This window comes from Pseudomonas sp. Sample_21, from assembly GCF_004307525.1.
Taxonomy (GTDB): domain Bacteria; phylum Pseudomonadota; class Gammaproteobacteria; order Pseudomonadales; family Pseudomonadaceae; genus Aquipseudomonas; species Aquipseudomonas atacamensis.
This window is the reverse complement of sequence record NZ_RCNZ01000117.1, coordinates 16974-30695: the sequence shown is the minus strand read 5'-3', so window position 1 is coordinate 30695 and position 13722 is coordinate 16974. Positions and strand designations below refer to the sequence as shown.

The window sequence follows — 13722 nt, the reverse complement described above, 5'->3', positions numbered from 1 at the left end:
CGATCGCTTGCGGGCGAAATGTGGTCAGTTTGCCGCCGGCCAAAGTCACGCAACCGGGCTCTTGCCACAGCACATGTTCGCGGGTTTCGTTAGACGGTTTGTCCTGCTGCGCACCCGCCGCGCTGCCGACCACCGGACGCACGCCTGACCAGGTCGACAGCACGTCGTCGACACCCACTTCGGCACCGGGAAATTGCTGCTGGCACGCGGTGAGCAGATAGTCGAGTTCGTCGCTGGAAATGCGCGCGCTGTGGTCGAGGTCTTCGCGGTGATCGAGGTCCGTGGTGCCGACCACCGTCGCGCCTTCCCACGGAAACACAAACACCGGGCGCCGATCGCGCTGATGCAGAAAAGTGAACGCCTGCGCCACTGGCAAACGCCAGCCCGGCAGCAATAGATGACTGCCGCGCAACGGGCGCAATTGCTTCGCTGCTTCGGCGGGACGCAAGCGCTCAGCCCAAGCGCCCGTAGCCACGGCCAGCACGCCAGAGCGCAATTGCAGCGTCGCCCCGCTTTCGCAATCTTCGATCTGAACCCCGCACACGCGCCCGCCTTCACGCAGCAGTTGCGTGACGCGCACACCATTGAGCACCACCGCGCCATCGGCCCGGGCCTCGCGCAGTACGCGCATCACCAGCCGCGCATCATCGGTCAGTGCATCGACAAAACAGCTGCCGCCGAGCAGGCCGTTTTCCTTCACCCCCGGGGCGAGAAAACGCAGTTGCTGCGCGTCATGAAAAGCATGGTTGCGCCGCCCCGCCAGCGCGTCGTAAACCGAGAGCAAGCCGCCCATGACGCGCGGCCCGGGAAAGCCGCCGCGATAGTGCGGCATCATGAAACTCATCGGCTCGACCAGCCCCGGCGCCTCGTCGAGGAGGCGCTGACGCTCGCGCACCGAATCGCGGGTCAGCCGCCACTGACCCTTGGCGATGTACCGCAAACCGCCGTGGACCATTTTCGATGATCGGCTGGAGGTGCCCCAGGCAAAATCGCGCTGCTCCAGCAGCAGACAACGCCAGCCCCGCCGCGCCGCTTCGCGAACGATCCCGGCGCCGCTGATGCCGCCGCCGATGACGATCAGGTCCCAGGTTTCATCCGCCAGCGTCGGCAGGATCTGTTCGCGCCACTGCGCGTTCCAGTTCGCCGTCATGGCCGCGACTCTGGCAACAGCGTGCCCGGGTTGAGGCGCCCCTCCGGGTCGAAATGTTCGCTCAGCGCCTGCAACGTCTGCATCGCCAGCGGGCCTTTTTCGCGCAGCAGATACGGCGCATGATCCTTGCCGACGCCGTGCTGATGACTGATGGTGCCGTGGTTGTCGACGATAGTCTGGCTGGCCGCGTGTTTGAGCATCCGCCAGCGCGCCAGCGTCGCGGCATAGTCCGCTGCCGGGCGAAACACGTAAGTGGTGTAAATGCTCGAGCCTTCGCCGTAAACGTGCGAGAGATGAGTAAACACATGCACGCGCTCGCCCTCGGCGGCCAGGGCATCGCGCAGGCTGTTTTCGATCAGGCTGAGCAAGTGGTCGACGTTGCTCCAGTCGGTGGCCGTTTCGAGGGTGTCCACCACGTAACCGGCGTTCCACAGGTTCTCGCGCAGGTAAGGAAAACGGAAGCGGTTCTGCGCCCACTTCTTGCCCAGCAGGGTGCCGGTGAATACGCCGCCGAAGGCTTTCAGATGCTGGCGCGCGTGTTTCAGCGACAGTGCGTTTTGCTGGCGATTGCCGGTGACGCCGAAGGTCAGCAGGCATTTGCCGTCGCCGGCGCCGCGCAGCTTGAGGTACTTTTCCAGCCAGGCGATCTGCTGCGGATGGCCGGCCAGCGCCAGTTGCGTTTCGGTTTCCACCGCGTTGGACAGGCGCAGCATCGACAGCGGTACGCGCGCCTGCGCCAGTTGCCGGATTGCTTGCAGCGCCTGCGGCCAGTCGGGCAGGAACACACCGTAGAAACGTTCGTCCGCCGGCAACGCACTGACCCGCACCTTGACCTCGGAAATGATCCCGAAACGGCCCTCGCAACCGAGCACCATTTCACGCAGATCGGGACCTGCCGCCGACGCGGGAAAGGTTGGAATCTGCAGAGGCCCGGCGAAGGTTTCCAGGGTGCCGCCAGCAAACAATTGCTCGATCCGCCCGTAGCGCAACGACTGCTGGCCGCTGGAACGACTGGCCACCCAACCGCCCAGCGTCGACAGCTCCCACGACTGCGGAAAATGCCCCAGCGTGTAGCCGCGCGCGCGCAATTGGCTTTCCACTTGCGGCCCGCTGGCGCCGGGGCCGAATGTCGCCAACAGGCTCTGTTCGTCGAGATCGATCAGGCGATTCATCCGCGCCAGCGACACCGTCAGCACCGGCCGCGTGGAGTTCGGCGGATTGATGTGTCCGGCCACCGATGTGCCGCCGCCATAGGGAATCAGGCACAGATCCTGATCATGGGCGAGCGCCAGCAATTGGCGGATCTGTTCGGCCGTTTCAGGAAACGCCACGGCATCGGGATAAGTACCCAGCGCGCCTTCGCGCAACGCCAGCCAGTCCGGCAGGCTCTGGCCGCGCGCGTGCAACAGGCGGTCGTGAGTATCGACGCTGTACAAACGATGTGGGACCAGGCGCGAGGTCGGCACTTGCGTCAACGCCGCTTCCAATGTCGCATCAGGCAATGCCCGGCCGGCGCCCAAGCGTTCGTGGAGAAATGTCGCGCCCTGGGCCGGCAGTTCGACCACCGTGCCTGCCTCTCCCCAGCCGTTCCAGCGTCGCATGCGTGTGTCCTTTTTCTGCCGTTGGATCAAGCTTGCATACTAGTCAGCGCTGGAGATCTGTCACGGTCGCATCCGGCCAGAACCTGTAGCCAATGGCGCCAAACGTCCGGGCATTTACTTTCGCCGGGCAATCCACTTACCTTGCGGCATTCATTCGCTCACGCGCCGTCGATAAAGGACCGCGACCATGCCATCGCTCGGCTTTACTTCTGTTCCGCCGTTGCTCAAATACCTGCGTCATGCCGAACAGTTGGGCATGGCCATCGAGCCTGCGTTGGCGGCGGCCGGGTTGCAGGCGCAGCAGTTGAGCGACAACACCTTGCGCCTGCCGGGTGAGGTTCACGAGCGCTTGCTGGATTATTTCTGCGAGCACTCCGGCGATGGGTTGTTCGGCCTGCATGCGGCGAATTTCGTCTTGCCCAACTCATGGAGCGTGCTCGGTTACATCACCATGAATTGCGCGACGCTGGGCGATGCGATGAGCCGGATCATGCCGTTTGAAAAACTCGTCGGCGACATGGGCGTCAGCCGCGCTGAGGTGCAGGGCGAGCACGTGCATCTGATCTGGACCTGCCGCTACGAGCGGCCACGAATTCGTCGGCATCTGGTGGAAAACGTGCTCGGTTCGTGGCTGCACTACGCGCGCTGGATCGCCGACACGCAGCTGTCGCCGGCCTGCGTATGGCTGGAGCATGCGCGGCCGGATGCGGTGACGCAGGCCGAATATGAGGCGTTTTTTGGTTGCCCGGTGCGGTTCGATCAGGCGTATTCGGCGCTGGTGGTGCCGCTGGATTATTTGCAGTTGCCGCTGCGCCAGGCCGATGCGCAATTGCTGCGAACCCTGGAAGAACACGCGATGGGTTTGCTGGCGACGCTGGAAGATGCGTCACTCGGGGAGCAGGTGAAAAACATCCTGCGCGGTTTGCTCAAGGAGGGCTTGCCGCGCAAGGAGCAAGTGGCCGAACAGCTCAGCGTCTCGGTGCGCACGTTGCAGCGGCAATTGCAGCAGGTGGGGACGTCGTATCAGCAGATTCTCGATGAGCTGCGTCAGGAGTTGGCGGAGCATTATTTGCTCAACAGCACGTTGCCGGTTCAGGACATTGCGCAGTATCTGGGTTTTACCGAACCGCGCTCGTTTCATCGCACGTTCAAGAGCTGGCGCGGGATGCCGCCGGGGGAGTTTCGGTTGCGGAATCGGCGGTGATGCTGATGGCCTCTTCGCGAGCAGGCTCGCTCCCACAGTAGTTCTCGGTTGCCTGCATTTCCGAGCTCACCGCAGATCCCCTGTGGGACCGAGCCTGCTCGCGAAGGCGTCATTCGCCACACCGATTAAACACGTCTTGGCACAACTGTTTAAAGCCGCCAGACATTCAGCGAAACCACCCACAATTCCTTGCGCCGCTGCCTACGCCTGCGCCAGAATCCGCCGGCTTGTGCGCCCCAGACCTCATCGCTACTGTGATTGCGTCACTGCCTATCAGTGATCGGGTTTAGTAGCCCGGAATATTTGGGGTGCATCGTTCATCAGACAGTCAGGTCTCGCCTGAGCTTTATGGTGGCTGTGCGCAGGGCGCTCTCGGGCGCGCCGGTTTCCCAGATCCCCGGTCTACTAACCTGCGCACAGCTGCCTCCACTTTCTTTAGTAGGAAAGCGGTGGCCAGCCAAAATGAGGATCTGGATATGTTCAAAGTAACCCCAAACCCGCCACCCACCGACTCGGCATCCCCCTACGAATCCGCCGACTCAAAGAAATTCCACGAAGCCGCCGACCGCGCCCTCGACCATTACCTCGGCCCGTCCAGCGCTGAGTTCATGGCCCCGCCCTACAAGTCCAACACGCTGTACATGGCCAATCCCGACGCCGACAACGAATCGCTATTGGCCGACGCCTGCGAAACACTAGGGTCGGCGACGGTGATGCTCAACGATCAGGCGGGGCTGGTAAACGGCTCGCAACGCAAGACGTTGCAGGGCATTGCGCAGATTGTGATGGTTGCGGAGATGGCAGTGAATCGGGTGCTGGATCGGTTGGTGCCGACTGATTGAGGGTTATTGAGGAATTTGGTGTGGGCTGGTTTTTGTGGGGTGTCAGGGGTTGCCCCTCACCCCAGCCCTCTCCCAAGGGAGAGGGAGCCGACCCGGTTGTCTTGCGCTGTCCGTCGACCTGAAAGACCGAGTCGATTATGGATTCGACGCCATGCATTCAATTCGATTATGGATTCAGCACAGAACATTCAGGTCGGCGTAACTCCCGAGCATCCCCCAATCGGTCCCCTCTCCCTCCGGGAGAGGGCTAGGGTGAGGGGCTTTTGATCTCTGGCGCTAAATTCAAAGACTGATCGCATTGGTAAACACCAACCGATTGCCAAACGGATCGGCAATGGTCATGTCCTGGCTGCCCCACGGCATCGCCTGAATCTGCGGATGGGAAAACTTATAGTCCTTGGCCATCAACTGCTGCTGAAACGCCTCCAACTCATCGGTCTCGATACGCAGCGCCGAACCCGGGCAGGCATCGCCGTGATGCTCGGACAGATGCAGCACACACTCGCCCCGTGACACCTGCAGATACAGCGGAAAATTCGCTTCGAAGCGATGCTGCCAGTCGATCTTGAAACCGAGAAAATCGACGTAGAACTCGACAGCCTTGGCCTCATCGAAGATCCGCAGGATCGGGGTGGTTTTGCCGAAGCTCATGGGGTGCTCCCTGACTGATTGGCCCCACAGTGTAGACGGGGAGGATGTCAGCAAATCGGCTTGTGGATGGCTTTCTTTAATTGCAATGTGCCATCACTGTGACGCACACCACGAATCCTTAACGAAAGTGGTCGCGCAGGTCGCCCTGTCGCGCAAGAAACCGCCCTGCCCTCGCCCCATTCGCCTGTCCATCGCGATAACTCAACACGCCGTTGACCCAAACCCCGTCAATCCCCTGCGCCGCCCGCTGCGGATCGTTGAAGTCGGCCACGTCACGCACGGTCGCCGGATCAAACAACACCAGATCCGCCCAATGTCCTTCACGAATCTCGCCCCTTTCCTGCAAGCCAAAACGCGCCGCCGACAGGCCGGTCATCTTGTGCACGGCGGTGTGCAGGGGAAACAGGCCAACGTCGCGACTGAAATGGCCCAGCACCCGTGGGAAAGCGCCCCACAGGCGCGGATGCGGGAACGGGTCTTCGGGCAGTCCGTCAGAGCCGACCATCGAAAGCGAATGGGCGAGGATTCTTCTGACATCGGCCTCGTCCATGCCGTAGTACACCGCGCCCGCCGGTTGCAGACGTTTCGCGGTTTCTTCCAGCGACAGTTTCCATTCGCCTGCGATGTCGATCAGGTCGCGCCCGCTGACTTCCGGGTGCGGCGTCGACCAGGTAATAGTGATGCGGTGGGCATCGGTGACTTGCTTCAAATCCAGCGTCGAGGAACTCGCCGCATAGGGATAGCAATCGCAACCGACCGGATGGGTTTTCGCTGCCTCTTCCAGCGCTGCGAGCAATTGCGGACTGCGTCCCCAGTTACCGACGCCGGCGCATTTGAGGTGGGAAATGATCACCGGCGATTGCGCGTGTCGGCCGATTTGAAATGCTTCGTCCATCGCCTCCAGCACCGGAGCGAATTCGCTGCGCAGATGGGTGGTGTACACCGCGCCGAACGCCGTCAGTTCTTCGGTCAGTTGCATGACTTCATCGGTGGACGCGTTGAAGGCGCTGGCGTAGGCCAGGCCTGTGGATAAACCCAACGCGCCAGCCTCGAGACTGTCGCGCAACTGCGCGCGCATGGCAGTGATTTCGCCGGGCGTTGCAGTGCGGAACAAATCCTCGAGGTGATTGCTGCGCAGCGCCGTGTGGCCGACGAGCGCGGCGACGTTCAACGTGGTGTTGGCCGCTTCGACGGCGGCGCGGTAGTCGCTGAAGCGCGGATAGGCGAACGCCGCTGCGCTGCCGAGCAGGTTCATCGGGTCCGGCGGATTGCCCTTCAAACTCACTGGCGAAGCGCTGATGCCGCAATTGCCGACAATCACCGTGGTCACGCCCTGGCTGAGCTTGGGCAGCATCTCGGGTTGGCGAATGACCACGGTGTCGTCGTGGGTGTGCACGTCGATGAAACCCGGCGCCAGCACCCGGCCGGCAGCGTCGATTTCTTCGCTGGCGCGGGCGTAAGGCAGATCGCCGATGCGCTCGATGCGGCCATTGAGAATTGCCACGTCGGCCTTATAGCCGGGCGTGTTGCTGCCGTCGATAACCAGCGCGTTGCGGATCAGGGTGTCGTACTGCATGTCAGTCTCCCAGCGGCAGGTGATCGTCGCCGCCACGGTATTCGTCGAGGGCGAGTTTGATTCGCCGCAGACGTTCTTGATTGTCTTCAGGGCTGGCCAGCGCCAGCTCGGTGGCGAGCACGTCGATGGCCAGCAGCATGCCGTAGCGCGCCGCCGTCGGTTTGTAGATGAACGAGGTTTCCGCGCCTTGCAGCGGCAACACGACGTCGGCCAGTTCGGCCAGCGGTGAATCGCCGCGAGTGATGGCGAGGATGCGCGCGCCGTAATTGCGCGCCAGCTCCACGGTTTCCAAAAGCTCCGGGGTGATGCCGGTCAGCGAGCAGGCGATCAGCACTTGCTCGGCGTTCAAACTGGCGGCGGTCACGCGCATCATCACCGCGTCGTGGCACACCGCAATCGGGTAACCGAGGCGCACCAGACGCACCTGCAATTCATCGCTGCACAGGGTCGAGCAACCGCCCATGCCGAACGCGTGAATCATCCGCGCCTGACCGAGTAATTTCACTGCGTCGGCGAAGCGCGATTCGTCGAAACCGGCCAGATGCTGGCGCAGGGTGGTTTCGATGTCGCCGACGATCTGCCCGTAGAACGCCGACTGCTCAGGCGTGCCCGCCGGGTCGAGAAACCGGCTGCCAACGCCGCTGGCCTGGGCCAGTTGCAGACGTAGATCACGCAGGTCGCGGCAGCCGACCGTGCGGGCAAAGCGCGACAGCGTGGCGGTGCTGACCTCGGCGCGTTGTGCGAGGTCTTCGAGGCTGGCGCTGGCGGCAAAGCCGACATCGTCGAGCATCAACCGCGCAATGCGCCCCTCGCCGGCACTGAAGGAATCCTGGCGGGCGCGGATCTGGTAGAGGATGTCCATGGGCGGCGGGCTCCGGTTACAGCAGGTAGGAAAGGCCGACGGTCAGCGCGAAAGCGACCAGCGAAATCAGCGTCTCGAGCACGGTCCAGGTCTTGAACGTCTGCGCGACCGTCATGTTGAAGTATTCCTTGATCAACCAGAAGCCGCCGTCGTTGACGTGGGAAAAGATAACCGAGCCCGCGCCGGTCGCCAGCACCAAAAGCTCAGGATGTGGATAACCCAGACCGATGGCCACCGGCGCAACAACGCCCGATGCGGTGGTCATCGCCACGGTGGCCGAGCCAGTGGCAACCCGCATCAGCGCAGCGAACAACCAGCCCATGATCAGTGGCGACAGGTGAAATTCGTGAGCGAGGCCGACGATCTGATCGGTGACGCCGGCATCCACCAGAATCCGGTTCAAGCCGCCACCAGCACCGACCAGCAAGGTGATGCTGGCGGTGGGCGCGAGGCATTCGTTGGTGAACTTGAGGATCGATTCGCGGTTGAAACCTTGGGCAATCCCTAGCGTCCAGAAGCTCAGCAAAGTCGCCAGCAACAGCGCGATCACCGAGTTGCCAATGAACAGCAGGAACTGGTTGAACGCGCTGCCGGGGGTGGAAATCAGGTTAGCCCAGCCGCCGATCAACATCAGCACCACCGGCAGCAGAATGGTCGCCATCGTAATGCCGAAACCCGGCAATTTGTCGCGCGGCTCGCGCTCGAGAAATTGCTTTTCCAGCGGATTGTCCGCCGGCAATTGAATGCGCGGCACGATGAATTTCGCGTACAGCGGGCCGGCGATGATTGCGGTCGGAATGCCGATCGCGATCGCGTACAGCAAGGTCTGCCCGACCGAGGCCTGATAGGCCTGCACCGCGAGCATCGCCGCCGGGTGCGGCGGCACCAGCGCATGCACCACCGAAAGGCCGGCGACCATCGGCAGCCCGACCATCAGAATCGACACACCAACGCGGCGCGCCACGGTGAAAGCGATTGGCACCAGCAAGACGAAACCGACTTCAAAGAACAGCGGCAAGCCGACCAGAAACGCGATGCAGACCATCGCCCAGTGCGCGTTCTTCTCACCGAATTTCTCGATCAGCGTGCGCGCCATCTGCTCGGCCCCGCCGGACTCGGCCATCATCTTGCCGAGCATCGTTCCCAACGCCACCACCAGCGCAATATGCCCCAGCGTCTTGCCGACACCCGCCTCATACGCACCGACCACCGCCGACGGCGGCATCCCGGCCACCAGCGCAAGGCCCAGGGAAATCAGGGTGATGACAATGAACGGATTGAGCCGGTAACGGGCGATCAACACGATCAGCGCGATGATGGCCACGGCGGCGTAGACCAGCAGCCAATAGCCGAGGGAAGGCGTCATGCGGTACTCCTCGAAAGGGTCACGTTCGAATGGGTTGTGAAACTCATAAATCATTTCGAGATAGAGATTTCAAACCGCATGAAAGTAATTTTCGTGGAGAGACAAGGTGTGTCGCTGATGGGTATGGCGTGTCGTGATTAATGAAAATCGGAGGGCGGGATTTTCATGGCATTTCAAATCTCCACTTAACTCTGTGGGAGCGAGCCTGCTCGCGAAGACCGCTTCACATTCACCCTCTTCATTGACTGACCCACCGCTTTCGCGAGCAGGCTCGCTCCCACAGTTTTTGATCACATTCCTCCAGTCAGAACGCGGTCAATTTGTAGGAGTGAGCCTGCTCGCGATTGCGGTGGGTCAAAACAAGATCATTTGACTGACACGACGCATTCGCGAGCAGGCTCGCTCCCACAGTTTTTGATCACATTCGTTCAGGCAGAACGCGGTCAACCTGTGGGAGCGAGCCTGCTCGCGAATGGCTTCACTCGGTGCGCGCTGGACTCACACCATTTCGTTACGAATCCATTCCACCACCGACGTGCGCTTCGGCGTCCAGCCCAGCAGGTCGCGGGCGTGTTTGCCGCGTACGCGGCTGTTGGAACCGAGGCCGTAGTTGGCCATTTCGTAGCCCCATTCGGCTTCGGCGTCTTGCAATGGCCAGTCTTGCGGTTCGCCCAGATTGAGGGCTTCGGCCATGGCGGTGGTCATGTCGATGAACGAGGCTTCACCGCTCTCGACGAAGTAGAAAGTGCCGGGCACGTTTTTGGTCAGCGCCAGCTGATACAGGGCGACGACGTCTTCGATGTGCACGTTGGACCAGATGTTCTGCCCTGTTCCGACGTGGCGAACGACGCCGCTTTTGCGCGCCTGCTTGAGCAGTCGCGGCAGTTGCACGCTGTCGCGGTTGACGCCCAGGCTGTGGCCGTAGATCAGGGTGTTGCAGATCACCGCCGAGTTCACGCCATCCTGCGCCGCCGCGAGTACCAGGTTGTCGATGGCCACGCGCGCAGCTTTGTCGACAGTCGGCTCCGGCAGGTTGTCCTCGTAGTAAATGTCATCGCTGGATTTGCCGCCGGAAGCGTCGCCGACGATGCTCGAACCGCTGGTGTGCAGAAAGACCTTGTTCGAGCCGCGCAGAGCGTCGAGTAACGCTTCCACCGCACCGCGATGATCGCTGCTGGCAGCGTTGATGACGGCATCGGCAGCACGGGCCTGTTGCGCCAGCAATTGGCTGTCATCGAGGGTGCCGATTACCGCGTTCATGCCCAATGCTTTCAGCTCATCAGCCTGCTCGGCGCTGCGCACCAGGCCGGTGGCGATGGAACCGCCGATAAAACCGGCCGCGCCGGTAACGAATACGTTCATGGAGTAACTCCCTGCGTGAATAAGTGATGCAGCGAGTATCGGCCGATGAACTCAGGCGAAAAACCCGCACTCGGCCAATTCACTCTTGCGCAGGGATCACGAATCAGTCTTTGAATTCGGCGCTGGCGTAGGCGGCGAGTTTGCCCTGGATAAAGTCGAGGAAACACTGAATGCGCAACGCCAGTTGCGAGTTGCGGTAGTACACGGCGTTGATCGGCTGGCGGTAGCCGCTGTTGAATTCACCGAGCAGGACTTTCAGGCGCCCGGCACGGATGTCGTCGATGGTCATGAAGTGCGACAGGCAGGCAATGCCCTGCCCCTCCAGCGCCAAATGGCGCACGGTTTCGCCGCTGGAAGCGCTGATCACCGGGTTGATCGGCCAGCGGTCGCCGTGCACATAGCGCAGCGGCCATTGGTTGAGGCCTTCGTTCTGGGTAAAGCCGAGCAACGTGTGTTCGCTCAAGTCCGCCACTTGGCGTGGCGCGCCGTGCTTTTTCAAATAGGCGGGGCTGGCGACGATCATTAATGGGCTGCAACCGAGCGAACGCGCATGCAGCGTCGAATCGGCGAGGGTGCCGATGCGGATGGCGACGTCGGTGCTTTGTTCCAGCAGGTCAATGATCAGGTCGTTGCTGTTGAGTTCGAGCTGAATGTCCGGATACAGCTGCCGGAATTCGTCGATGTAGGGGACGATGGCGTGGAGCATGAACGGCGAGGCGGCGTTGATGCGCAGGCGTCCGGACGGAGTTTGCTGGCGCGAAGACAGACGCTCTTCGAGTTGATCCATCTGGTCGAGAATCAGCTTGGCCTGTTCGAAGAAATACTTGCCCTCCTCGGTCAGGTCCATGCGCCGCGTGGTGCGGTTGATCAGCGTGGTGTCGAGCTTGGCTTCGAGCTTCGACAGCGTGCGACTGACGGCCGACGGCGTCTGGCCGACCTGCTCGGCGGCGGCGGAAATCGAACCGCACTCGATCACACAGACGAAAATCTGCAACTCATCGGATCTGGCTTTCACGGGTGTCCTCGCTGGAATCGCCGATCGCAGCCTGTAGCCATGCCCCCTGTAGAAGCTGCCGCAGGCTGCGATCTTTTGCTGTACCCGGATAGTAGCCCGAAACCCATCAAGCCTTGAGGCCAAACACCTCAGTCAGATGCTGCTCATAGCGCACTACATCATTGTCGATGTTCGGACGCTTCATTACGTCGACGCAGAGAAAGGTCGGCAGTGCGGTCATGCCCAGAAACTCGTTGGCCTTGTGGAACGGGAAGTACACCGCGTCCACGCCTTTGGCTTCGAAGAAATCAGTCGGGTCATCGAAGGCTTGCTGCGGCGCGTTCCAGGTCAGCGACAGCATGTATTGCTTGCCCTGAATCAGACCGCCGCTGCCGTACTTCTGCGAAGCATCGGAACGGGTGCGACCGTCGCTGGCGTAGAGGCTGCCGTGGCCTTCGGTGAAGACTTCGTCGATGTACTTTTTCACCGTCCACGGCGCGCCCATCCACCAGCCCGGCATCTGATAAATGATCACGTCGGCCCAGAGGAACTTGGCCACTTCTTCGGCAACGTCATAGCCCTCGTCGATAAACGTGGTCTTGACGTCGACACCGCCGCGATCGAGCACGCTCAGCGCGGTTTCGTGCAGGGTAGTGTTATAGCGGCCATCGGAGTGGGCGAATTTTTTACCGCCATTGAGCAGCAGCACTTTTTTCATCGGAAAACCTCGGCGCAGCCTTCAAGGCTGAAACAGGAATTGGAATGGCGGCAGATTAACCATCGATCTCGCGCGGAAACAGCCACATCGACGCAAAATACATTTGACCAAAACGCACGAATCGATCGCCAATTGTTGCCGTAGCATTCAGCGCTTTCTGCATTCGAGGAAGTTGTGATGAGTGAACGCCAGGGTTTCATCCTGCACGCCAAGACCCGCCCGGAAAAAGCCGCCGAGTTCGAAGCGCTGTTCCGTGCTTACGTGGCGCCGAGCCGCGCCGAACCGGGCTGCATCGAGTACCACATGCTGCGCGACCAGCAGGATCCGACGCTGTTTATCTTCTACGAGATCTGGGCCAGCCAGGCGCATCTGGATGAGCACTCGGCATTGCCGCACATGAAAGCGTTTTTCGCTAGGCGCATGGACTATCTGGAGCGCGATTTCGATATCCGCGCGATCGACATGCTCAGCGAATCCTCGGCTAGCCGCTGATCAGCAAATGGGCGCCGAGCGCGCCCAGTCCGATAAAGAACACGCGCTTGAACAGCACCGCACTGATGCGCTGACGCAGCCACTGACCGAGCCACATGCCAAACATGGCCGGGATCAGCGCCAGCAGCGAGGCGCTCAATTCGCCACCGCCGAGTGCGCCGTGCCAGAGCAGCCCAGCGGCCAGCGCCAGGGTCGAGACGGTGAAGGACAGGCCGAGCGCCTGCACCAGCTCATCGCGGCTCAGCCCCAGCGCTTGCAGGTACGGCACCGCCGGAATCACGAAGACGCCGGTGGCGGAGGTGATGACGCCGGTGATCAGGCCACACAGCGGGCCGAGCCACGATTCATGCCCGGATTTGACGCGTAGCGTGGGCAAGAACAATCCGCTCAATGCGTACAGCAGCAGCGCCGCGCCAAGTCCGCGCACCACCCAATGGCCGCCGGCCATGCCGATCCACAGGGTGCCGATGCCGGTGCCGAGGAAGATCAGCAGCAGCATGGGCCAGAGACGTTTGATCAGGCTTTTCAGGTGGCCACCGAAGGCCAGTTGCCAGAGGTTGGTCAGGGTCGCCGGAATGATCAACAGCGCGGCTGCCTGAGCAGGCGCCATAGCCAGACCGAGCAGGCCCATGGCGACAGTGGGCAGGCCGAGGCCAATCACGCCTTTGACCGTGCCGGCGAGGAGGAAGGTGGCGATGACCAGTATAGACAGGGTCAGGCCGAGGGTTTGGTAGAAGTCGGTTAGTGTGTGCATTGGGGTAATGTGCACTGATCCGGGCTGGGGGAAAATCTGCCATATACTGAGGCAGCCTCTTCCTTTGCAAGAGGCTGATCTTTGCAGTGATGCATCTGGCCTCATCGCTGGCAAGCCAGCTCCCACAGAATCTCGGTTGTTCATCCATTT

At 61.5% G+C, this 13722-nt stretch carries 13 protein-coding genes; 3 read left to right on the top strand and 10 right to left on the bottom strand.

Annotation, left to right across the window (positions count from 1 at the left end; translation table 11 throughout):
* On the bottom strand, positions 1 to 1150 hold a 1150-nt coding region (locus D8U71_RS22830), incomplete at its 3' end, for a glycerol-3-phosphate dehydrogenase/oxidase (RefSeq protein WP_130888742.1).
* Positions 1147 to 2751 carry an FAD-binding oxidoreductase gene (locus tag D8U71_RS22825; protein ID WP_130888741.1) on the bottom strand — a complete coding sequence of 535 codons (1605 nt, stop codon included), beginning with the start codon at positions 2749 to 2751 and terminating at the stop codon, positions 1147 to 1149. The genes D8U71_RS22830 and D8U71_RS22825, both read right to left, overlap by 4 nt.
* A gap of 187 nt (positions 2752 to 2938) precedes the next feature.
* Between D8U71_RS22825 and D8U71_RS22820 the strand changes: the two genes are divergently transcribed.
* Complete coding sequence (locus D8U71_RS22820; RefSeq protein ID WP_130888740.1) at positions 2939 to 3955, top strand: AraC family transcriptional regulator; 1017 nt, start codon at positions 2939 to 2941, stop codon at positions 3953 to 3955.
* A 476-nt stretch (positions 3956 to 4431) separates the two neighbouring features.
* Positions 4432 to 4797, top strand: a complete 366-nt coding sequence (locus D8U71_RS22815) for a DUF6124 family protein (RefSeq protein ID WP_024011494.1) — start codon at positions 4432 to 4434, stop codon at positions 4795 to 4797.
* Positions 4798 to 5079: 282 nt separating this feature from the next.
* Here the strand turns inward: D8U71_RS22815 and D8U71_RS22810 are convergent, their stop codons facing one another.
* The 7 genes from D8U71_RS22810 to D8U71_RS22775 form a co-directional block, all read right to left on the bottom strand.
* On the bottom strand, positions 5080 to 5448 hold the full coding sequence (locus D8U71_RS22810; protein WP_016771789.1) for a glyoxalase superfamily protein: 369 nt from the start codon (positions 5446 to 5448) through the stop codon (positions 5080 to 5082).
* Positions 5449 to 5566: 118 nt separating this feature from the next.
* Positions 5567 to 7024 carry a D-aminoacylase gene (locus tag D8U71_RS22805; RefSeq protein WP_130888739.1) on the bottom strand — a complete coding sequence of 486 codons (1458 nt, stop codon included), beginning with the start codon at positions 7022 to 7024 and terminating at the stop codon, positions 5567 to 5569.
* 1 nt (position 7025) lies between these two features.
* Positions 7026 to 7886 carry a MurR/RpiR family transcriptional regulator gene (locus D8U71_RS22800; protein ID WP_122508182.1) on the bottom strand — a complete coding sequence of 287 codons (861 nt, stop codon included), beginning with the start codon at positions 7884 to 7886 and terminating at the stop codon, positions 7026 to 7028.
* 16 nt (positions 7887 to 7902) lie between these two features.
* Positions 7903 to 9252 carry a GntP family permease gene (locus D8U71_RS22795; protein WP_024011491.1) on the bottom strand — a complete coding sequence of 450 codons (1350 nt, stop codon included), beginning with the start codon at positions 9250 to 9252 and terminating at the stop codon, positions 7903 to 7905.
* Positions 9253 to 9750: 498 nt separating this feature from the next.
* A complete protein-coding gene (locus D8U71_RS22785; RefSeq protein WP_130888737.1) occupies positions 9751 to 10614 on the bottom strand; it encodes an NAD-dependent epimerase/dehydratase family protein in 864 nt (287 codons plus the stop codon).
* 103 nt (positions 10615 to 10717) lie between these two features.
* Complete coding sequence (locus tag D8U71_RS22780; RefSeq protein ID WP_125927153.1) at positions 10718 to 11629, bottom strand: LysR family transcriptional regulator; 912 nt, start codon at positions 11627 to 11629, stop codon at positions 10718 to 10720.
* Positions 11630 to 11735: 106 nt separating this feature from the next.
* Positions 11736 to 12326: an NAD(P)H-dependent oxidoreductase gene (locus D8U71_RS22775; protein WP_016771795.1), complete on the bottom strand. Its 591-nt coding sequence runs from the start codon at positions 12324 to 12326 to the stop codon at positions 11736 to 11738.
* A gap of 177 nt (positions 12327 to 12503) precedes the next feature.
* On the opposite strand from D8U71_RS22775, the gene D8U71_RS22770 reads away from it, so the two are divergent.
* A complete protein-coding gene (locus D8U71_RS22770; RefSeq protein ID WP_125917859.1) occupies positions 12504 to 12818 on the top strand; it encodes a putative quinol monooxygenase in 315 nt (104 codons plus the stop codon).
* On the opposite strand, the gene D8U71_RS22765 is transcribed toward D8U71_RS22770, so the two are convergent.
* A complete protein-coding gene (locus D8U71_RS22765) occupies positions 12808 to 13572 on the bottom strand; it encodes a sulfite exporter TauE/SafE family protein (protein WP_130888736.1) in 765 nt (254 codons plus the stop codon). The genes D8U71_RS22770 and D8U71_RS22765 overlap by 11 nt on opposite strands.
* Positions 13573 to 13722: the final 150 nt, after the last annotated feature.